Raw genomic sequence first — 20068 nt, 5'->3', positions numbered from 1 at the left:
ACAGATTGCATCATCGCCGTATAAAGCGTCGAACGTTTTTTGCATACGACAACTTCTTTTGACAAATTTTCTTGATCGCCTTCGCTATAATGACAAGCAACGAATAACTGGTGGGGGATGAAAAGATGGAAAAACTAGAAAGAAGAACGGATCTAGCAGGAGCGGGTTTTGAAAGAATCAGTGCGTGGCTTAGAAAAATGAAAAATCTATTTCTTCATCAAACGCATTCTCTCTTTTTTTATAAAGGGTTTATTTATGTTGTCATCGGCTTTTTATTAGGACGAGCCTTTATCTTATCTGAAATTATGCCGTTTGCACTTCCTTTTTTTGGGTCGATGCTACTCATTAAAAAAGACAAAGCGATGTATGCGTCTCTCGCTTTATTGGCAGGAGCTATGACCATTTCACCTCAAAATGCACTGTTTGTTTTTGCGTCGTTGTTGATTTTCCTCATGATGTCAAAAATCATTTCCTTTATCATCAAAGATCCTGTGAAAACATTACCCATCGTCATTGTCATCTCTATGCTGCTCACACGTGGAGGATTTGTCTATGCACAGCAAGGCGCAGTACAAAGCTATGATTATGTCATGGCGGCTGTCGAAGCAGGACTTGCCTTTATTTTGACTTTAATTTTTCTTCAAAGTCTTCCTATTTTTACAGTTAGGAAAATCAAGCACTCATTAAAAGTAGAAGAAATTATTTGTTTTATGATCCTAATTGCTTCTGTACTCACTGGATTGGCTGGTCTTACATTTCAAGGGATGCAGGCAGAGCATATACTTTCAAGGTATGTTGTACTAACATTCGCATTCATTGGTGGTGCCAGTATCGGCTGTACAGTAGGGGTTGTGACGGGCTTAATTTTAGGATTGGCTAACATCGGTCATTTATATCAGATGAGCCTCCTTGCTTTTTCAGGCTTACTTGGAGGTTTACTAAAAGAAGGGAAAAAAGTTGGTGCGGCAATTGGACTGATTGTGGGGTCTTTACTCATTTCATTATATGGTGAAGGATCAGCAGGCCTTGTAACGACGCTGTATGAATCCGCCATTGCTGTGGTGCTTTTCTTGCTCACCCCTCAATCTGTGACATCAAAGGTAGCGAAATATATTCCTGGTACAATCGAGCATGTCCAAGAACAACAACAGTATGCTAGGAAGGTGAGGGATGTGACTGCGAAAAAAGTAGACCAGTTCTCCAATGTTTTTCATGCGCTGTCTGAAAGTTTTGCAACATTTTATGAATCAATTCCTGAAGAAAAGAAACAGGAAGAAGATGTAGACCTTTTTTTAAGTACGATCACAGAGCGTTCCTGTCAAACGTGCTATAAGAAAAATAAATGCTGGGTGCAGAACTTTGATACAACCTATGAACTTATGAAGCAAGTTATGCATGAAACAGATGAAAAAACCTATAATCAAAATAGAAAGCTCAAAAAGAAATTTAGTCAACATTGCTCAAAATCGAAGCAAGTAGAGGAATTAATTGAAGAAGAAATCGCTTATTATAAAGCAAATCAAACACTCAAGAGGAAAGTCCAAGACAGCAGACGGCTCGTTGCTGAACAGCTCATGGGCGTTTCACAAGTCATGGAGGATTTTTCCCGGGAAATAAAAAGAGAAAGAGAGCAACATTTTATTCAAGAGGAGCAGATGATTGAAGCACTTCAGCATTTTGGGATCGAAATACAACAGGTTGAAATTTATAGCTTAGAACAAGGAAATGTCGATATTGAAATGAGGATTCCTTATTGTAATGGACATGGTGAATGCGAAAAAATCATTGCACCTATGCTGTCTGATATTTTAGAAGAGCAAGTTTTGGTGAAAGCTGAGCAATGTGCAGAACATCAAGGAGGGTATTGTCATGTTGTATTTGGCTCTGCCAAGTCATATCGAGTTTCAACGGGAGTTGCACATGCAGCAAAAGGAGGAGGTCTTGTCTCTGGCGACAGTTACAGTATGATGGAGCTCGGAGCGGGGAAATATGCTGCTGCAATCAGTGACGGTATGGGAAATGGAACGAGGGCACATTTTGAGAGCAACGAAACGATCAAACTGCTAGAAAAAATTTTAGAATCTGGCATTGATGAAAAAGTAGCGATTAAAACAATTAATAGTATTCTATCACTTAGAACAACAGATGAAATTTACTCCACGTTAGATCTATCTATTATTGATTTACAGGATGCGAGCTGCAAATTTCTGAAGATTGGCTCCACACCAAGCTTTATTAAACGAGGGGACCAGGTGATGAAAGTACAGGCGAGCAATTTGCCGATTGGCATCATTGATGAGTTTGATGTTGAGGTCGTAAGTGAGCAAATGAAGGCAGGCGATCTCCTCATTATGATGAGTGACGGCATATTTGAAGGACCAAAACATATAGAGAACCATGACCTTTGGATCAAACGGAAAATGAAGAGCTTCAAAACCGATGACCCGCAAGAAATTGCTGATCTATTGATGGAAGAAGTCATTCGGACAAGAGCAGGTCAAATTGAAGACGACATGACAGTAGTGGTGATACGCTTAGATCACAATACGCCGAAATGGGCTTCTATTCCGACTGGTACTTTCTATCTCACAAAACAGGAGATTTCTTAAAAAATCGTATAATATGAATTTCTTCTGGCGATGATGGAGATATAAGCATTCAGTTACAATCCCAGGAGGCATGAAGATGCGAAAAGGTCATGTGAACCAAATTTTATTGATTACAGACGGCTGTTCAAATCATGGGGAAGATCCATTGGCTATGGCTTCATTGGCAAAAGAGCAGGGAATCACAGTAAATGTCATTGGCATTATGGAAGAGAACCGACAGGATCATGAAGCGATGAAAGAAGTGGAAGGGATCGCTCTTGCGGGAGGCGGTATTCATCAAGTGGTGTATGTGGAGCAACTTTCGCAAACGGTTCAGATGGTTACAAAAAAAGCGATGACGCAAACATTGCAAGGTGTAGTGAACAAAGAGCTTCAACAAATTCTTGGCAAAGATGCAGAAATTGAAGAGCTTCCGCCTGATAAGCGAGGCGAAGTAATGGAGGTTGTTGATGAGCTTGGTGAAACAGTTCATTTGCAGGTACTCGTGTTAGTTGATACAAGTGCAAGTATGAAACCAAAACTTCCGACTGTAAAAGAAGCATTAATTGATTTATCCATCAGTTTAAATTCTAGAATTGGTGAAAATCAATTTGGTATGTGTATATTTCCCGGGAAAAAGTCGGATGCAGAAATTGTTCTGAATTGGACACCGAGGTTTGATTCACTTTCATCCATATTCCCTAAGCTCACGACAGGCGGAATTACGCCGACAGGGCCTGCTCTTCGAGAAGCAATCCAGCACTTCAAGTCGGTACGTACACGCCGAGGAATGCTTGAAGTAGAGGAAGAGCAATCTGATGAATACGGCTTCTAGAATTGCATCAGGAACGATCATCACAGGGAAATGGCACAACAAAAATTATCGTGTCGCCAAAGAGCTGGGAAAAGGGGCGAATGGCATTGTTTACCTTGCTGAATCACAGAACGGCTATGTGGCGATCAAGGTAAGTGATGACAGCATGCTAATCGCTTCGGAAGTCAATGTGTTAAAATCCTTTTCAAAGGCTCCTGTGAAAACAATGGGGCCTTCTTTTTATGATATGGATGATGTTGTGTTGCCTGGAACATCGCAAAAGCTTTCCTTTTATGTGATGGAATATGTGCAAGGTCCATTACTATTAGATTTTATGAAACAAAAAGGGGATGAATGGATTGTTGTATTGATTATTCAGCTTTTATCTAATTTGTCTCACTTGCACAAGGAGGGCTGGATATTTGGGGATTTAAAACCTGATAACTTAATCGTTTCAGGTCCTCCTGCTACTGTCAGATGTATTGATGTTGGAGGAACGACAAAAGCAGGAAGAGCCATTAAGGAGTACACAGAATTTTTTGATCGCGGCTATTGGGGGTTTGGCACAAGAAAGGCTGAGCCATCCTACGATTTATTTGCTGTGGGTATGGTCATGATCAACTGTGCCTACAAGAAAGAGTTCAAAAAAGGAACGACTTCTCAGGAACAGCTATATCGTGTGATTGAGGAACACCCCTTATTAAGAAGATATCAAGCAGTTCTAAAAGCAGCGTTACATGGGAAGTATAAAACTGCAGCTGAAATGAAGAGTGCTATGTTAAAGGTAGGACAACAACTAGCAACTAGGAGAAACCAGCAAAAGGTACAATCGCGCAAAAGTAGGAGTCAGCCTGTGCAAACAAAGCAACGGCACAAAGCCTCACTGGCTCATACAGCTTCGTCTAGGAGGTCATCTGTTCGCAAAAAATCAGGAGGGATACTTGAAACGTTACTCATTGTATGTAGCGTTCTTGCACTCTACTGTGCCTATGTGGTGCTTTTCCTTTTGTAATGCATGAAAAAAGCAGGCTTCATCTTTGCTTGGATCTACTGAAAGTGATAGGATATGTATATCTTTAAATTACCTGCTCTTTCTGAGGAGGCAGATGTGAATAGTATTGAAGTTTTTTTGAAAAAACATGATGTTTCATTTGAAAACACGACAGTCATTGTCGGGGTTTCCGGTGGGCCGGATTCTATGCTCTTGTTGCATGAACTAAATAAGCTTGGAAAAGGTTCTTTTCAACTGATTGCAGCCCATGTCGATCACATGTTCAGAGGGGAAGAATCACTGGCAGATTTAACATTTGTCGAGGCTTATTGCAAAGAACATGAGATCACTTTTGAGTCGGCTCGGATACAGGTCATCCAATATGCAAAAGAACATCACTTAAACAAACAGGCAGCAGCAAGAGAGTGTAGATACGCCTTTTTCAGACGATTGATGAAGCAATATCGTGCTCAGTATTTGGCGCTTGCGCATCATGGAGACGATCAGGTAGAGACAATGCTGATGAAACTGTCTCGAGGGACAGTGGGGATTGGACTAGCTGGTATTCAGGCCAAAAGACCGTTTGAAACAGGCTGGCTCATTCGTCCACTCATCGGATATTCGAAGGACGAAGTGCTCATGCATTGCGAAAAAGAGCATATCGCGTATGTCACCGATCAGAGCAATCTGACAGATGACTACTTAAGAAACCGGATAAGGCGACACATCCTTCCTGTTTTAAAGGAAGAATCACCTCAGGTGCATCAAAGCTTCCAGTTTGTCAGTGATATGCTGACTGAGGATGAACAGTACTTGCAGGCATTAACAAAGGAACAAATGAATAAAGTAATCACAAATCAATCTCCACAAAAGATCGAGATCAATACAAAACCTTTGCTTGACCTGCCTTTGCCTTTACAAAGAAGAGGCATTCAACTAATATTAAACTATCTTTATGAAAACGTTCAATCAGCGTTTTCACAACAGCATATTCTAGGAATTTTGGACTGGATATCTCGCACGGATCATCCGTCCGGTTCACTGGATTTGCCAAAAGGTTTACAAGCTGTCAAATCATACTCAAACTGTAAGTTTACCTTTGAACAATCGCTTTTAAAGGACAGTCCGTATGTCCAAACATTACAGGCTGAACTGGGAGAAGAAATCATTCTTCAAAATGGCGCTTCAATTGTGGTCTCACACGATGTTCCGAAGGATGCACGGAACGGGAATTGTTTTTTCATTCTAAAAAAAGATCAAATTCGACTTCCTTTGATCATACGCTCTCGAAAAAATGGGGATCGAATGAAACTAAAAGGAATGAATGGATCAAAAAAGGTGAAGGATATATTTATTGATAAAAAAGTGCCTCTTGCAGAAAGAGACAGCTGGCCGATCGTCACCGACTCGGATCATCAAATCATCTGGATACCAGGTCTGAAAAAATCTATTTTTGAAGAAATTGATATGACAAACAGCGATCTCATTGTATTACAATATAGACAGCATGAAAATTTGTAGGGGGCAAGCAAAAGCATGAAACAAGATATTGAAAAGGTTTTGATCTCAGAAGAGGAGATTCAGCGAAAAGTAAAAGAGCTGGGTGCAACATTAACTAGCGATTATGATGGTAAATTTCCGCTGGCTATTGGTGTTCTAAAGGGCGCTCTACCGTTTATGGCAGACCTCATCAAACACATTGATACATATTTAGAGCTCGACTTTATGGATGTATCTAGCTACGGCAAGTCTACCGTTTCTTCAGGAGAAGTCAAAATCATTAAAGATTTAGATACTTCTGTTGAAGGAAGAGATATTCTCATTATGGAAGATATCATCGACAGTGGGTTAACTTTAAGTTATCTGGTAGAGCTTTTCCGATACCGTAAAGCGAATTCAATTAAAATCGTCACATTGCTTGATAAACCAAGTGGTCGCAAAGCAGACATTAAAGCTGACTATGTTGGCTTTGAAGTGCCTGATGCGTTCGTGGTCGGCTATGGATTGGATTTCGCTGAACGTTACCGAAACCTCCCGTATATTGGAGTGTTAAAACCGTCTGTTTACGAAGGCTAATCAGCATGAGTATACATGAGGTTATTGGTTGTGTTGGAATGATTTTCTATGATACTATTGAACATAGTTGTGCTTACTGTGGGAGGAGGTAAGGAATGAATCGGGTTTTTCGTAATACGATTTTTTATATACTTATTTTATTACTTGTAATAGGGCTTGTTAGTTTTTTTGGATCTCCAAATAAAAAACCTGAGAACATGTCTTACAGCAAATTTTCGCAAAATCTTAGTGCGGGAAAAGTGGAGAGTATCTCCATACAACCTGTAAGAGGGGTTTATGAAATTCGTGGTCAGTTAACTGGTGCGAAGAAAGAAGAATACTTCATTACCCATGTTCCGGATGGTCAAGGTGTTGACCAAATTTACAGCGCACTTAAGAATACAGATGTAAAAGTAGAACCAGCTCCAGAAACAAATGGTTGGCTGACAGTTCTTACAACCATCATTCCATTTATCATCATCTTTATCCTGTTCTTCTTCTTACTGAACCAGGCTCAGGGCGGCGGAAGCCGAGTTATGAACTTTGGTAAAAGTAAAGCCAAGCTTTACACAGAAGAGAAGAAGCGCGTGAAATTTAAAGATGTTGCCGGTGCGGATGAAGAGAAACAAGAGCTTGTGGAAGTAGTCGAGTTCCTAAAGGATCCGCGTAAATTTGCGGAGCTCGGTGCAAGAATACCTAAAGGGGTTTTACTAGTAGGACCTCCAGGAACAGGTAAAACATTACTTGCGAGAGCATCAGCTGGAGAAGCAGGCGTTCCTTTCTTCAGCATCAGTGGTTCAGACTTCGTAGAAATGTTTGTCGGTGTCGGTGCATCACGTGTACGTGATTTATTTGAAAACGCGAAAAAGAACGCTCCTTGCTTAATTTTCATCGATGAAATTGATGCGGTGGGTCGTCAGCGTGGCGCTGGACTTGGTGGCGGGCATGATGAACGTGAACAAACGCTCAACCAACTGCTTGTTGAAATGGACGGTTTCAGTGCAAACGAAGGCATTATCATTATTGCTGCGACCAACCGTGCAGACATTCTAGACCCAGCGTTATTACGTCCAGGACGTTTTGACCGTCAAATTACGGTAGATCGCCCAGATGTTATTGGACGTGAAGAAGTCTTGAAAGTCCATGCGAGAAATAAACCGCTTGATGAAGCAGTAAACCTAAAAGCAATTGCAAGCAGAACTCCAGGGTTCTCTGGTGCAGATCTTGAGAACTTATTGAACGAAGCAGCCCTCGTTGCTGCTCGTCGGAATAAGAAGAAGATCGATATGCGTGATATTGACGAAGCGACTGACCGAGTCATCGCAGGGCCGGCCAAGAAAAGCCGTGTCATTTCGAAGAAAGAGCGCAATATCGTTGCATACCACGAAGCGGGTCATACAGTCATTGGGCTTGTACTTGACGAAGCAGATATGGTGCATAAGGTAACAATTGTTCCTCGTGGACAGGCGGGCGGCTATGCTGTGATGCTTCCGAGAGAAGACCGTTACTTCCAGACGAAGCCAGAGCTTCTTGACAAAATTGTCGGCTTGCTCGGTGGACGTGTGGCAGAGGAAATCACTTTCGGTGAAGTGAGCACAGGTGCTCATAACGACTTCCAACGTGCAACGGGCATTGCACGAAAAATGGTAACCGAGTTTGGTATGTCTGATAAACTTGGACCGCTTCAATTTGGTCAGGCCCAAGGTCAAGTTTTCCTTGGACGTGATTTCAACAATGAGCCGAATTATAGTGAAGCCATTGCTTACGAAATCGACCAAGAAGTTCAGCGTTTCATTAAGGAAAGCTACGAACGTGCGAAGCAGATTCTAACAGAGAACAAAGATAAGTTAGAGATCATCGCACAAGCGCTTCTTAAAGTAGAAACATTAGATGCTGAACAAATTAAATCTCTTTACGAAACTGGTAAGTTGCCTGAGCGCATTTATGAGGACGATGAAGAGAAAAAAGACGATGTGAAAGTAAACATCAAGAAAAAAGAAGACGAGGAGATTTAACCTCCTGTTAAAAGCTGCCGGCAACAACCGGCAGCTTTTTTATTTCGTTTCATGAATGGATCAGTTTTGAATTGTTTACAAATAGAACTCAATTCGTGTATGGTATGATAGAAAGTCGAAAAATGAGCTCTTTAGAAACTAATCAAAGCGGTGATAAAGATGTTACTGGTTATAGATGTAGGAAATACAAATACCGTAATCGGTGTTTATCATAATGGCGATCTCAATTACCATTGGCGAATTGAAACAAGTCGACACAAAACAGAAGATGAATTCGGTATGACGATTCGTTCCTTATTTGACTATGTTGGTTTAATGTTTGATCAGATAGAAGGAATTATCATTTCATCTGTTGTACCACCAATGATGTTTGCGCTTGAAAGAATGTGCGAAAAATACTTCCACATTACCCCGCAAATCGTTGGACCTGGAATGAAAACAGGTTTAAACATTATGTGTGATAACCCAAAGGAAGTAGGAGCAGATCGAATTGTAAATGCAGTAGCAGCGATTCATTTATATGGCGCACCACTCATTATCGTCGATTTTGGAACAGCTTCAACTTATTGTTATATCAATGAACACAAACAATATATGGGCGGGGCAATTGCACCTGGTATTACCATTTCGACAGAAGCGCTGTATTCAAGGGCAGCGAAGCTACCAAGAATTGAAATTGTTCGCCCTGATCACATCGTAGGCAAAAACACAATTAGTGCAATGCAATCAGGTATTTTATATGGATATGTTGGACAAGTCGAGGGAATAGTGAAACGAATGAAACAACAAGCGAAACAAACACCGAAGGTTATCGCAACAGGAGGTCTGTCATCATTGATCGGAAATGAATCAGACTGCATTGATATTGTTAATCCGTTCCTTACCTTAAAAGGCTTACAATTAATTTATGAACGCAACCAGATCGGTGTACTATAGGAGGTTATACAATGGATTATTTAGTCAAAGCGCTCGCATATGAAGGCAAAGTCCGCGCTTATGCTGCAAAAACAACGGATACCATCAATGAAGCACAAAGAAGACATTATACATGGCCAACAGCTTCAGCTGCTATTGGACGTACAATGACAGCAACTGTCATGATGGGAGCCATGCTGAAAGGAGATCATAAGCTCACTGTCAAAATAGAAGGTGGAGGTCCAATTGGGGCAATCATCGCAGATGGTAACGCTAAAGGCCAAGTGCGTGGATATGTCTCAAATCCCCAAGTTCACTTCGACTTAAACGAACATGGCAAGCTAGATGTTCGTCGTGCAGTAGGGACATCAGGTACTTTAAGTGTCGTTAAAGATATTGGGCTTAAAGATTACTTTACAGGCCAAACAGAAATCGTCTCAGGTGAAGTTGGAGATGACTTTACTTACTATCTAGTTTCCTCTGAACAAGTTCCATCTTCAGTCGGAGTCGGAGTACTCGTGAATCCTGACAACTCGATTTTGGCAGCCGGAGGTTTTATTATTCAATTACTGCCGGGTACAGAGGATCAAGTGATTGAAAAACTAGAAAAACGCCTTTCGACGATCGAACCCATTTCAAAACTAATTGAAAAAGGAATGTCTCCTGAAGAAATTTTAGAAGAAGTCCTTGGTGAAAAGCCTCAAGTCTTAGAAACGATGCCAGTTGAGTTTTCCTGCAATTGTTCGAAAGAGCGTTTTGCGAACGGAATCATCAGTCTTGGTAAAGCTGAAATTGAAGATATGATTGAAAAAGACGGTCAAGCAGAAGCTCAATGCCATTTTTGTAACGAGACTTATGTATTTACAAAAGAAGAGCTAGAAGAGCTACGTGATGAAACGACCCGCTAAGCTCTTATTAGCGGGTTTTTTTGAATAGTGGAAAGGAGACAGAAGATGAGACTGAAAGCAAGAGCTGTATGGACATTTGTCCTGATTTTGCTCATGATAAATTCGATTGTCATCGCTTATGTCCTGACAAAAACACAAATGTCGCAAGTAACCTCAACGAGTAAAAGCGGAGAGGAAATTGCCTCCATTGGAAAAGGGAAAATCACACGCCAAGAATGGCTTAAAAAAATGGAGGACCGATATGGCAAAGCAACACTGGAGGAAATGATTAATCAGCAAGTGGTCAATCAGCTTGCAAACGAAAATAAATTAAAGGTGTCTTCTGAAGAAGTCAACCGAGAATTGTTAATGCTAAAAGCCGTCTATAATAATTTTTACGAAGATGGTCATACAAGTGAGAAGGAATGGAAAGAACAGATTCGCTATAATATTTTATTAGAACAGCTCCTCACGAGGGATGCTGTTGTCTCCACTAAAGAAGCCAAAGCTTTTTATGACAAAAACAAAGACTTATACCAATTTGACGATTCTTACCGTATTCGACATATTGTTGTCAAAACAAAAGAAGAAGTGGAAAAAGTATTAAAAGAATTAGCGGGCGGCTCAAGCTTTGAAGCGGTCGCTGCGGAACGTTCCACAGATCGCTACACATCTCCATATGGTGGAGATCTTGGTTTTGTCACTGAACAACAAGAAAGCACCCCTGCCTTATACATAAATAAAGCCAAGACACTCGATAAAGATGAATGGACCAAAGAACCGCTCGAAACAAAGAATGGTTATGCCATCATCCAACTAAAAGAGAAACTAAAAGGTCGTTCTTTTTCATATGATGATGTGAAAGAACAAATCAAACGCCAAATCGCTATGGAAGATTTAGGCGAAAAAGCATCTGTCAAAACGCTTTGGAAAGAAGCAAAAGTCTCATGGTTTTATGAAGGAGAACAGGACTAAAGGATTGACAAAATTTTTTGAAATTGATAATTTAATATTAATACAATAAAATTACTCGGAGATAGAGGTGTTATTGATGGCCCGTATTGCGAACTCAGTTTTTGAACTAATAGGAAATACACCAGTCGTTAAATTGAACCGTCTAGTAGATGAAAATAGTGCGGATGTCTACCTAAAGCTTGAATATATGAACCCAGGCAGTAGCGTAAAAGATCGTATCGCCCTAGCGATGATCGAAGAAGCAGAAGAAAAAGGTCAATTAAAAGCAGGAGACACGCTGATTGAACCGACAAGTGGTAACACAGGTATCGGTCTTGCGATGGTAGCCGCAGCAAAAGGTATTAAAGCGATTCTTGTCATGCCAGAAACAATGAGTCAGGAACGCCGTAACCTTCTTCGTGCTTATGGAGCAGAGCTTGTGTTGACACCAGGCGCTGAAGGAATGAAAGGTGCGATTAAAAAAGCAGAAGAGCTTGCAGAGGAGAATGGTTATTTCATGCCTCAGCAATTTAACAACCAAGCGAATGCGGAAATTCATCGTCGTACTACAGGAAAGGAAATCCTTGAACAGTTCGACGGACAACTTGATGCATTTATTGCAGGCGTTGGTACAGGCGGAACAATTACCGGTGCTGGTGAAGTGTTAAAAGAAGCCATTCCGACGCTCAAAGTATATGCTGTGGAGCCAACAGATTCCCCAGTACTATCAGGTGGAAACCCAGGCCCACATAAAATTCAAGGGATTGGAGCAGGTTTTGTTCCATCTATTCTAAACACAGAAATATACGACGGAATTATCCAAGTACGTAACGAAGATGCATTTGAACAAGCACGTAAAGCTGCGAAAGAGGAAGGAATTCTTGGTGGGATTTCATCTGGTGCCGCCATTTATGCAGCACTTCAAACAGCGAAAAAGCTTGGCAAAGGGAAAAAAGTTCTTGCAGTCATCCCGAGTAATGGAGAGCGTTACCTAAGTACACCACTATACCAATTTGATTAATCTATAGTGAAACATCTCCCCCAGCGAATGCTGGGGTTTTTTTGTGAAATATTAAGATGGAAAGCAAATACTATTTTCTAAATAAAATGGATTGCATTACAATAAGATTAATGAAAATGAAAAAAGGATGATAACATGACAGAACGTAGGCCACTGGGTATCAAAATTCCTTTTACAAAAGATCAATTCCTTCAGCAATATGAGCATTTATCTGCAAATGAGACGCATCATGTTCTCCTTGAGAGCGCAAGAGGCGGCGATTATAGCATTGCAGGTATAAAGCCAATGGCGATTGCAAAAGGAAAGGATGGCATCACGACAATTCACCATCAAGGCGATGTGCTGTTTAAAGAAGGTGATCCATTCAGAGCTTTTGCTGATTGGTTTCAGACCCTTCAAACAAAAACAAACCCTGAGTACCCTGATTTTCAAGGTGGTGCCATCGGCTTTTTAAGCTATGATTATGCAAGATACATCGAGCATTTTAAGATGCTGTCCATTGATGATTTGAATACACCAGACCTTTATTTTCTTGTTTTTGACGATGTGGCAGTTTATGACCACCTTCATGAGGAGCTGTGGCTCATCACACATACAGATGATAATGAGCCTTTAGAAACAGCGAATTTCAGGCTAGAGAATTTGAAGCAAAGTTGGACAAGCGAGGAAGAAAAGACAGCATTATCTCCTGTGAATATGGGGTCACTAGAATTCCTACCGACAGCAGCTTTTACGGAGGCAGCGTTTGGGGAAGCTGTGGAAAAGATCAAGCAGTACATTGCAAGTGGAGATGTGTTTCAAGTCAACTTATCCATAAGGCAGGAAGAAATGCGAAAAACCCATCCGTATACCTTGTACCGAACCTTGAGAAAGGTCAATCCATCTCCTTATATGTCTTATTTGCATACGCCTGATTTTCAAATTGTTTGTGGATCACCTGAGCTACTCATTAAGAAAAAAGGGACACTTCTAGAAACAAGACCAATTGCAGGAACAAGGTCAAGAGGTAAAGACGAAGCAGAAGATGAGGCTCTAGCGAGAGAACTCATTGAAAACGAGAAGGAACGGGCAGAGCATGTGATGCTAGTTGATCTCGAACGCAATGACCTCGGACGTGTATCGACGTACGGCTCTGTTCGAGTAAATGAGTTCATGGTGATAGAAAAATACTCGCATGTGATGCATATTGTGTCCAATGTGCAAGGAGAATTAAGAAAAGAGTGCGACGCCGTTGATGTCATGAGAGCTGTCTTCCCAGGCGGAACAATTACAGGCGCACCGAAAGTTCGAACTATGGAAATTATAGAAGAGCTTGAGCCGACAAGACGTGGGCTTTATACTGGATCTATAGGTTGGTTTGGATTCAATCAGGACATGCACTTTAATATCGTTATTCGAACAGCCTATTGTACAGAAGGTAAGGCGTTTATGCAGTCTGGAGCAGGTATTGTGATTGATTCTGTACCGAATCATGAATACAAAGAATCCATTAAAAAAGCCTATGCTGTCAAAAAAGCCCTACAGTTGAGCGAAGAAGAGACAATTTTGAGTTAGAGGTGAGCAGAGCATGATTTTAATGATTGATAATTATGATTCATTTACGTACAACCTGGTTCAGTATCTCGGTGAGCTTGGAGAAGAATTGATTGTAAAACGAAATGATCAAGTGACGATTCAGGACATTGAAGAACTAGCGCCAGATTACTTAATGGTTTCACCAGGACCATGCAGTCCAGACGAAGCAGGAATTAGCATGAACGCGATTAGACACTTTGCAGGGAAAATACCGATTTTTGGTGTTTGTCTGGGGCATCAATCCATCGCGCAAGTATTTGGAGGAGATGTCATCCGAGCAGAACGGTTAATGCATGGGAAAACATCAGAAATTGAACATGATGGAAAAGGCGTCTTTACTGGCTTGCAAAATCCACTTGTCGCTACAAGGTATCATTCACTGATTGTAAAGGATGATACATTACCAGACTGTTTTGTGGCTTCAGCAAGAACGAAGGAAGGCGAACTCATGGCAATTCGTCATAAAGAGTTACCAATTGAAAGTGTGCAATTCCACCCTGAGTCGATCATGACATCCTTTGGGAAGGAAATGCTAAAAAATTTCATTGAAACCTACCATACAAAGGGGCATGAATTGAAAGCATGATCATTTATTTGAACGGTCAGTATGTGGAGGAGAAAGAAGCCAGGCTTTCTCCTTTTGATCATGGTTTTCTATATGGCATCGGTGTATTTGAAACATTCACCAGTCTAGCAGGTCATGTTTTTCTGTTAGACTGGCATCTTGAAAGGCTCAATCAATCACTTGGAGACCTTTGCATCGAATCCACAATAGAGAAACCATTTGTACTCGACATTATTCAATCCTTACTGAAGAAAAACGATATGTTAGACGGACATGCAAGAATTCGACTAAATGTATCGGCTGGCTTGGGGAATGGATTCTCAGCAGATGTTTACCATCAACCGGTTGTCTTTGTGATGATATCTCCATTTCAACCAGAGTCGGTACTGTCTGAAAAAGAAGGAATCCTCCTTCAAATTAATAGAAATACACCAGAAGGAAGCAGGCGTCTTAAGTCGCATCATTATATGAATAATATGTTGGCAAAAAGAGAAATCGGCAATAACCCCAAAAAAGAAGGTGTTTTTCTCACCCGTGAAGGCATTGTGGCAGAAGGGATTACTTCAAATTTATTTTGGAGAAAAGGAAACGTGGTTTATACACCATCTCTTGATACAGGCATCTTAAATGGTATAACGCGTCGATATTGTATGAACAAGCTACAGAAAAAAGGAATTGATTTAGAGGAAGGACGATTCTCGTTGCTCCATCTCCTTTCTGCTGATGAAGCATGGATGACAAACTCAGTACAAGGAATTGTCCCTTTTAGACAGATAGAGCAAACTGTTTTTCCTGAACAAGATCGAACAATGGCTTCAATTCTTCAAGACGAATATAGAAGAGAACGTCATGCAGGGCGCATATTTCATAAAGAGTAGGTGGACTAATGGCACAACAAGTGATCAAACAATCAAAAATCATTCAAGCAAAGCAACATACCCTAAGCTACGAGGATAAAACGTTAGTGATGGGTATTTTAAACGTCACACCTGACTCTTTTTCTGATGGAGGCAAGTTTAATCAAGTTGATAGGGCTTTGCAGCATGCGAAACAGCTTGTAGAAGATGGAGCGCATATCATAGACATTGGGGGAGAATCTACCCGTCCGGGTGCCAAGCTGGTGTCAGAGCAAGAAGAGCTCTCAAGAGTCATCCCAGTCATTGAAAAAATCTCAAAAGAAGTAGATATTCCGATTTCAATTGATACGTATAAAGCGGCAGTTGCAGATGAGGCATTGAAAGCTGGCGCAACCATCATAAATGATGTGTGGGGTGCTAAAGCAGATGATCAAATGGCGCATGTTGCAGCAAAGCATCAAGTACCGATTATTCTCATGCACAATAGACCAGAGCGGAACTACACACACCTGATTCCAGATATGATCGCTGACTTGAAAGAAAGTGTGCAAATTGTTAAACGTACAGGTGTACGTGATGATATGATCATCCTAGATCCTGGGATCGGGTTTGCCAAGAATAAAGTGGACAACCTGACCGTGATGAATGAATTAGATACATTTTGCGACTTAGGTTACCCCGTTTTGCTAGCGACATCGAGGAAACGATTTATCGGAGCGGTCCTAGACCTTCCACCAAATGAACGAAAAGAAGGTACAGGTGCTACGATTTGTTTAGGTATTCAAAAGGGGAGCGCTATGGTTCGTGTACATGATGTAAAAGAAATGGCGAGAATGGCAAAAATGATGGATGCCATGCTAAATAAAGGAGGCGTTTATCATCGATAAAGTATATGTAGATGGAATGGAATTTTACGGGTACCACGGCGTATTTCAAGAAGAGAACAAACTAGGCCAACGTTTTCGAGTCGATTTGACAGCTTCCCTTGATTTAAGCAAAGCTGGAAAAACAGATGATTTGAATGAAACGATCAATTATGCGGAACTGTATCATATCTGCAAAGACATTGTAGAAGGCGAGCCGGTGAATTTAGTCGAGACACTGACTGAGAGAATCGCAAACCAAGTCCTGGTGTCATTTCCAACAGTACAGGAGTGTACAGTGAAGGTGATCAAACCAGACCCGCCAATCCCAGGTCATTATCGGTCTGTCGCAATTGAAATGACGAGAACCCGCACATGAGCAACACTGCGTATATTGCCCTAGGTTCAAATATCGGCAAAAAAGAAACGTATTTAAAAGAAGCGGTCAAGCGATTGCATCAACACCCCGAAGTACAAGTCGAAGCCATTTCATCTATCTATGAAACAGCACCAGTCGGCTATGAAAACCAAGATGACTTTCTGAATATGGCAGTCAAGATTTCAACATCATTACGCCCGATGCAGCTACTCAAGCTTACGCAGCATATTGAAAACGAATTAGGAAGAACAAGAGACGTGAGGTGGGGTCCTCGAACGGCAGACCTTGACATTTTACTTTATAATCGTGAAAATATTGAATCAGAGCAACTTGTTATACCACATCCTAGAATGTACGAACGCTTATTCGTCCTTGTCCCGATGAGCGAAATTTGCCCGGAGATCGGCGTCACACAAATAAATGCTGTAACAGATCAAGAAGGTGTAATCATATGGAAAAAGACATGTGGGGTAGAAGAATTCGTGCATACCGAAAGTTAAAAGGGTATACTCAGGAAAGGTTCGCTAAAAGATTAGGCATATCCGTCTCTGTATTAGGAGAAATCGAGCGAGGAAATAGAATGCCGTCTAAACAAACGGTTCATCTCATTGCCAATGCTTTAAATATATCAGTAGAAGAACTTTCACCAGTAAAAAATGAAGAAAGGAGGATTGAAGATGTTTAAGATCGGTGATGTTGAAATTAAAAACAGAGTAGTGTTAGCGCCTATGGCTGGTGTATGTAACTCTGCCTTCAGACTCATAGTCAAGGAGTTTGGAGCAGGTCTTGTATGTGCAGAAATGGTCAGTGATAAAGCCATACTATATAACAATGCCAGAACAATGGGGATGCTCTACATTGATGAACGTGAAAAGCCACTAAGCCTTCAGATATTCGGAGGAGAAAAAGAAACACTTGTAGAAGCGGCGAAATTCGTAGATCAAAACACAACAGCAGATATTATTGATATTAACATGGGGTGTCCCGTACCAAAAATTACGAAATGTGATGCAGGTGCTAAATGGTTGCTTGATCCCAACAAAATATATGAAATGGTTTCAGCAGTAGTTGACGCAGTAGATAAACCAGTCACCGTGAAAATGAGAATGGGCTGGGATGAGGATCATATCTTCGCCATCGACAACGCACGTGCAGTCGAAAGAGCTGGCGGTCAAGCGATAGCCCTTCATGGACGTACGCGTGTCCAAATGTACGAAGGAACGGCTAATTGGGATATTATTAAAGAAGTAAAGCAGTCTGTATCTATTCCTGTTATCGGAAACGGTGATGTGGAAACACCGCAAGATGCACAGCGTATGCTTGACGAAACAGGTGTAGACGGAGTTATGATTGGGCGTGCGGCACTAGGGAACCCATGGATGATTTATCGTACAGTTCATTACTTAGAGACTGGTGAATTAAAGGAAGAACCAAAAGTACGTGAAAAAATGTCAGTCTGCAAACTTCACTTAGAACGTCTCATCGAGTTAAAAGGCGAAAATGTTGCAGTAAGAGAAATGAGAAAACACGCGGCTTGGTATTTAAAAGGAGTTCGCGGTAATGCAAAAGTGCGAAATGAAATCAATCAAAGTGAAACAAGAGCGGAACTCGTACAGGTACTTAATGACTTTACGATTGAAGCCGAGGCAAAAGAGCTTCAAAGTATAAAAGTAGGATAAGTCTACCTTTCTTTTTGTAGTTCGCTGTCAGTGTATCTACTGGCGGTTTTTCTGCTTTTCTCTGCAAACTTAAATATTGGAGTGATATAGATGAGTAACGAAGGGCTAAATAACGAAGAATTAAATGACCAATTTCAAGTAAGACGTGACAAAATGAGTAAGATGCGTGAGGAAGGGATCGATCCTTTCGGTGAACGCTTTGACCGTTCGCACCAATCTGCGGAAATCATCTCTGCTTTTGACGAATTTTCAAAAGAAGATTTAGAAGAAAAACCGACAGAAGTCACGATTGCTGGACGTATGATGACAAAGCGTGGGAAAGGAAAAGCAGGCTTTGCTCATATTCAAGATCTAGAAGGCCAAATCCAAATCTACGTCCGCAAAGATAGCGTAGGAGAAGAAGCGTACGAATTATTCAAAAGCTCAGACTTGGGCGATATCATTGGTGTGACTGGAACTGTGTTTAAAACGAATGTTGGGGAACTTTCAATTAAAGCAAATTCCTTAGACATTTTAACGAAGGCACTTCGACCACTCCCTGATAAATACCATGGTCTTAAAGATGTTGAACAACGCTATCGTCAGCGTTACCTTGATCTTATTGTGAATCCAGAAAGCAAGCAAACTTTCATTATGAGAAGCAAAATTATTCAATCTATGAGACGATACTTAGATTCTAAAGGGTATTTGGAAGTTGAAACGCCAACCATGCACAGCATTCCTGGTGGTGCATCAGCACGTCCATTTACCACACATCATAATGCACTTGATATGCCACTTTATATGCGTATTGCAATTGAACTTCACTTGAAACGCTTAATTGTCGGTGGTCTTGAGAAAGTGTATGAAATTGGACGAGTATTCCGTAATGAAGGTGTTTCTACACGCCATAATCCAGAATTCACGATGATTGAATTATATGAAGCATACGCTGATTATAAGGACATTATGAATCTGACTGAAAACCTGATTGCGCATATCGCCCAAGAGGTTCTTGGCACAACAACAATTCAATATGGAGAAGACAAGATTGATCTAAAACCTGAGTGGAAAAGACAGCATATGGTCGATGCGGTTAAAGAAGCTACAGGTGTAGATTTCTGGAGAGAAATGTCTGTAGAAGAAGCGAAGCATTATGCTTCTGAACATGGTGTTGAAGTAACTAAAAACATGACAGTTGGACATATTATCAACGAATTCTTTGAGCAAAAAATAGAAGAAACATTGGTGCAACCTACGTTTATTTACGGACATCCTGTTGAAATTTCTCCATTAGCTAAGAAGAACCCAGAAGATCCGCGTTTCACAGATCGTTTTGAGTTGTTTATTGTTCGTCGTGAGCATGCCAATGCTTTCACAGAACTTAATGACCCAATTGATCAAAGAGAACGATTTGAGGCACAGTTAAAAGAGCGTGAAGAAGGAAACGATGAAGCGCATTTAATGGACGACGACTTTGTAGAGGCATTAGAATATGGAATGCCACCAACAGGCGGTTTAGGAATTGGTATTGACCGTTTGATAATGCTATTAACTAATTCACCATCAATTAGAGACGTATTACTATTCCCGCAAATGAGAAACCGTTAATGTTAAAAAAAAGCGCCGTATAAGTATATGGCGCTTTCTTATATCAGTTTATTTTTCATAAAGAGAAGTTTTTTTAAAAAAACTATTGCATTAAAAAATTTAGGATGGTATATTATTATTCGTTGCCGCAAAACAGCAACAAGGTTAAAAAAAAGAATTTGAAAAAAGTTCTTGACTATAACCAAAGAGAAATGTTAAGATAATAAAGTCGCTTTCGAGTGACGTAAATGATCTTTGAAAACTAAACAAGACAAAACGTACCTGTTAATTCGAGTTTTAATAAAAAAATCCTATGATTCGCATCATAGGTAGTCAGTCAA

General features: G+C 40.7%; 18 protein-coding genes and 1 pseudogene. All 19 read left to right on the top strand.

The features are described from left to right. The first annotated feature begins 125 nt into the window (after window positions 1-125). The 19 genes and pseudogenes from spoIIE to lysS all read left to right on the top strand — a co-directional run bounded on the left by spoIIE (window position 126) and on the right by lysS (window position 19748). Entirely contained in the window at window positions 126-2609 is a 2484-nt protein-coding gene (gene spoIIE / locus ACQKEZ_RS18560; protein WP_427303360.1) for a stage II sporulation protein E, read from the top strand. A 76-nt stretch (window positions 2610-2685) separates the two neighbouring features. Next, entirely contained in the window at window positions 2686-3423 is a 738-nt protein-coding gene (locus tag ACQKEZ_RS18555; protein WP_427303358.1) for a VWA domain-containing protein, read from the top strand. Next, window positions 3407-4414, top strand: a complete 1008-nt coding sequence (locus ACQKEZ_RS18550) for a serine/threonine protein kinase (RefSeq protein WP_427303356.1) — start codon at window positions 3407-3409, stop codon at window positions 4412-4414. The genes ACQKEZ_RS18555 and ACQKEZ_RS18550 overlap by 17 nt, the downstream gene beginning before the upstream one ends. Before the next feature lie 96 nt (window positions 4415-4510). Next, window positions 4511-5933, top strand: a pseudogene (tilS, locus tag ACQKEZ_RS18545) (tRNA lysidine(34) synthetase TilS). Further along, window positions 5930-6469, top strand: coding sequence for a hypoxanthine phosphoribosyltransferase (gene hpt, locus ACQKEZ_RS18540; protein ID WP_427303354.1), 540 nt, complete (start codon window positions 5930-5932; stop codon window positions 6467-6469). Before tilS ends, hpt begins: the two are co-directional and overlap by 4 nt. A gap of 95 nt (window positions 6470-6564) precedes the next feature. Then, the gene (gene ftsH, locus ACQKEZ_RS18535) at window positions 6565-8463 is read left to right on the top strand and encodes an ATP-dependent zinc metalloprotease FtsH (protein ID WP_427303352.1); all 1899 of its coding nucleotides are present in this window, start codon (window positions 6565-6567) and stop codon (window positions 8461-8463) included. 159 nt (window positions 8464-8622) lie between these two features. Then, window positions 8623-9399 (top strand): type III pantothenate kinase, encoded by a 777-nt coding sequence (locus tag ACQKEZ_RS18530; protein ID WP_427303350.1) that lies wholly within the window; start codon window positions 8623-8625, stop codon window positions 9397-9399. Window positions 9400-9410: 11 nt separating this feature from the next. Then, entirely contained in the window at window positions 9411-10286 is an 876-nt protein-coding gene (gene hslO / locus ACQKEZ_RS18525; protein ID WP_427303348.1) for an Hsp33 family molecular chaperone HslO, read from the top strand. A 51-nt stretch (window positions 10287-10337) separates the two neighbouring features. After that, window positions 10338-11240: a peptidyl-prolyl cis-trans isomerase gene (locus ACQKEZ_RS18520; RefSeq protein ID WP_427303436.1), complete on the top strand. Its 903-nt coding sequence runs from the start codon at window positions 10338-10340 to the stop codon at window positions 11238-11240. Window positions 11241-11316: 76 nt separating this feature from the next. Then, complete coding sequence (cysK, locus tag ACQKEZ_RS18515) at window positions 11317-12240, top strand: cysteine synthase A (protein WP_427303346.1); 924 nt, start codon at window positions 11317-11319, stop codon at window positions 12238-12240. Between the two features lie 135 nt (window positions 12241-12375). Beyond that, window positions 12376-13794 carry an anthranilate synthase component I family protein gene (locus ACQKEZ_RS18510; RefSeq protein ID WP_427303344.1) on the top strand — a complete coding sequence of 473 codons (1419 nt, stop codon included), beginning with the start codon at window positions 12376-12378 and terminating at the stop codon, window positions 13792-13794. Between the two features lie 13 nt (window positions 13795-13807). Continuing rightward, window positions 13808-14401, top strand: coding sequence for an aminodeoxychorismate/anthranilate synthase component II (gene pabA / locus ACQKEZ_RS18505; protein WP_427303342.1), 594 nt, complete (start codon window positions 13808-13810; stop codon window positions 14399-14401). Continuing rightward, entirely contained in the window at window positions 14398-15258 is an 861-nt protein-coding gene (gene pabC / locus ACQKEZ_RS18500) for an aminodeoxychorismate lyase (RefSeq protein ID WP_427303340.1), read from the top strand. The genes pabA and pabC overlap by 4 nt, the downstream gene beginning before the upstream one ends. Window positions 15259-15266: 8 nt before the next feature. After that, on the top strand, window positions 15267-16124 hold the full coding sequence (folP, locus tag ACQKEZ_RS18495) for a dihydropteroate synthase (protein ID WP_427303338.1): 858 nt from the start codon (window positions 15267-15269) through the stop codon (window positions 16122-16124). Beyond that, complete coding sequence (gene folB, locus ACQKEZ_RS18490) at window positions 16117-16479, top strand: dihydroneopterin aldolase (protein ID WP_427303434.1); 363 nt, start codon at window positions 16117-16119, stop codon at window positions 16477-16479. The genes folP and folB overlap by 8 nt, the downstream gene beginning before the upstream one ends. Next, entirely contained in the window at window positions 16476-16979 is a 504-nt protein-coding gene (folK, locus tag ACQKEZ_RS18485) for a 2-amino-4-hydroxy-6-hydroxymethyldihydropteridine diphosphokinase (RefSeq protein WP_427303336.1), read from the top strand. The genes folB and folK overlap by 4 nt, the downstream gene beginning before the upstream one ends. Beyond that, window positions 16931-17164 (top strand): helix-turn-helix domain-containing protein, encoded by a 234-nt coding sequence (locus ACQKEZ_RS18480; protein WP_427303334.1) that lies wholly within the window; start codon window positions 16931-16933, stop codon window positions 17162-17164. The genes folK and ACQKEZ_RS18480 overlap by 49 nt, the downstream gene beginning before the upstream one ends. Beyond that, on the top strand, window positions 17157-18158 hold the full coding sequence (gene dusB / locus ACQKEZ_RS18475; RefSeq protein WP_427303332.1) for a tRNA dihydrouridine synthase DusB: 1002 nt from the start codon (window positions 17157-17159) through the stop codon (window positions 18156-18158). Before ACQKEZ_RS18480 ends, dusB begins: the two co-directional genes overlap by 8 nt. A 90-nt stretch (window positions 18159-18248) precedes the next feature. Further along, complete coding sequence (gene lysS, locus ACQKEZ_RS18470) at window positions 18249-19748, top strand: lysine--tRNA ligase (protein ID WP_427303330.1); 1500 nt, start codon at window positions 18249-18251, stop codon at window positions 19746-19748. Window positions 19749-20068: the final 320 nt, after the last annotated feature.

The organism is Bacillus sp. NPDC077027, from assembly GCF_050269555.1.
Lineage (GTDB): Bacteria > Bacillota > Bacilli > Bacillales > Bacillaceae > Bacillus.
The sequence above is the reverse complement of the archived record's forward strand: the minus strand, read 5'-3'. Positions and strand labels throughout refer to the sequence as shown.

Bases quoted from the DNA above. Each gene is read 5' to 3' on its own strand.
- hpt (WP_427303354.1), top strand. From the start codon at position 5,930: ATGAAACAAGATATTGAAAAGGTTTTGATCTCAGAAGAGGAGATTCAG.
- spoIIE (WP_427303360.1), top strand. From the start codon at position 126: ATGGAAAAACTAGAAAGAAGAACGGATCTAGCAGGAGCGGGTTTTGAA.
- ACQKEZ_RS18530 (WP_427303350.1), top strand. From the start codon at position 8,623: ATGTTACTGGTTATAGATGTAGGAAATACAAATACCGTAATCGGTGTT.
- pabA (WP_427303342.1), top strand. From the start codon at position 13,808: ATGATTTTAATGATTGATAATTATGATTCATTTACGTACAACCTGGTT.
- lysS (WP_427303330.1), top strand. From the start codon at position 18,249: ATGAGTAACGAAGGGCTAAATAACGAAGAATTAAATGACCAATTTCAA.
- ACQKEZ_RS18555 (WP_427303358.1), top strand. From the start codon at position 2,686: ATGCGAAAAGGTCATGTGAACCAAATTTTATTGATTACAGACGGCTGT.
- ACQKEZ_RS18480 (WP_427303334.1), top strand. From the start codon at position 16,931: ATGGAAAAAGACATGTGGGGTAGAAGAATTCGTGCATACCGAAAGTTA.
- ftsH (WP_427303352.1), top strand. From the start codon at position 6,565: ATGAATCGGGTTTTTCGTAATACGATTTTTTATATACTTATTTTATTA.
- folK (WP_427303336.1), top strand. From the start codon at position 16,476: ATGAGCAACACTGCGTATATTGCCCTAGGTTCAAATATCGGCAAAAAA.
- hslO (WP_427303348.1), top strand. From the start codon at position 9,411: ATGGATTATTTAGTCAAAGCGCTCGCATATGAAGGCAAAGTCCGCGCT.
- dusB (WP_427303332.1), top strand. From the start codon at position 17,157: ATGTTTAAGATCGGTGATGTTGAAATTAAAAACAGAGTAGTGTTAGCG.
- ACQKEZ_RS18550 (WP_427303356.1), top strand. From the start codon at position 3,407: ATGAATACGGCTTCTAGAATTGCATCAGGAACGATCATCACAGGGAAA.
- pabC (WP_427303340.1), top strand. From the start codon at position 14,398: ATGATCATTTATTTGAACGGTCAGTATGTGGAGGAGAAAGAAGCCAGG.
- ACQKEZ_RS18510 (WP_427303344.1), top strand. From the start codon at position 12,376: ATGACAGAACGTAGGCCACTGGGTATCAAAATTCCTTTTACAAAAGAT.
- folP (WP_427303338.1), top strand. From the start codon at position 15,267: ATGGCACAACAAGTGATCAAACAATCAAAAATCATTCAAGCAAAGCAA.
- cysK (WP_427303346.1), top strand. From the start codon at position 11,317: ATGGCCCGTATTGCGAACTCAGTTTTTGAACTAATAGGAAATACACCA.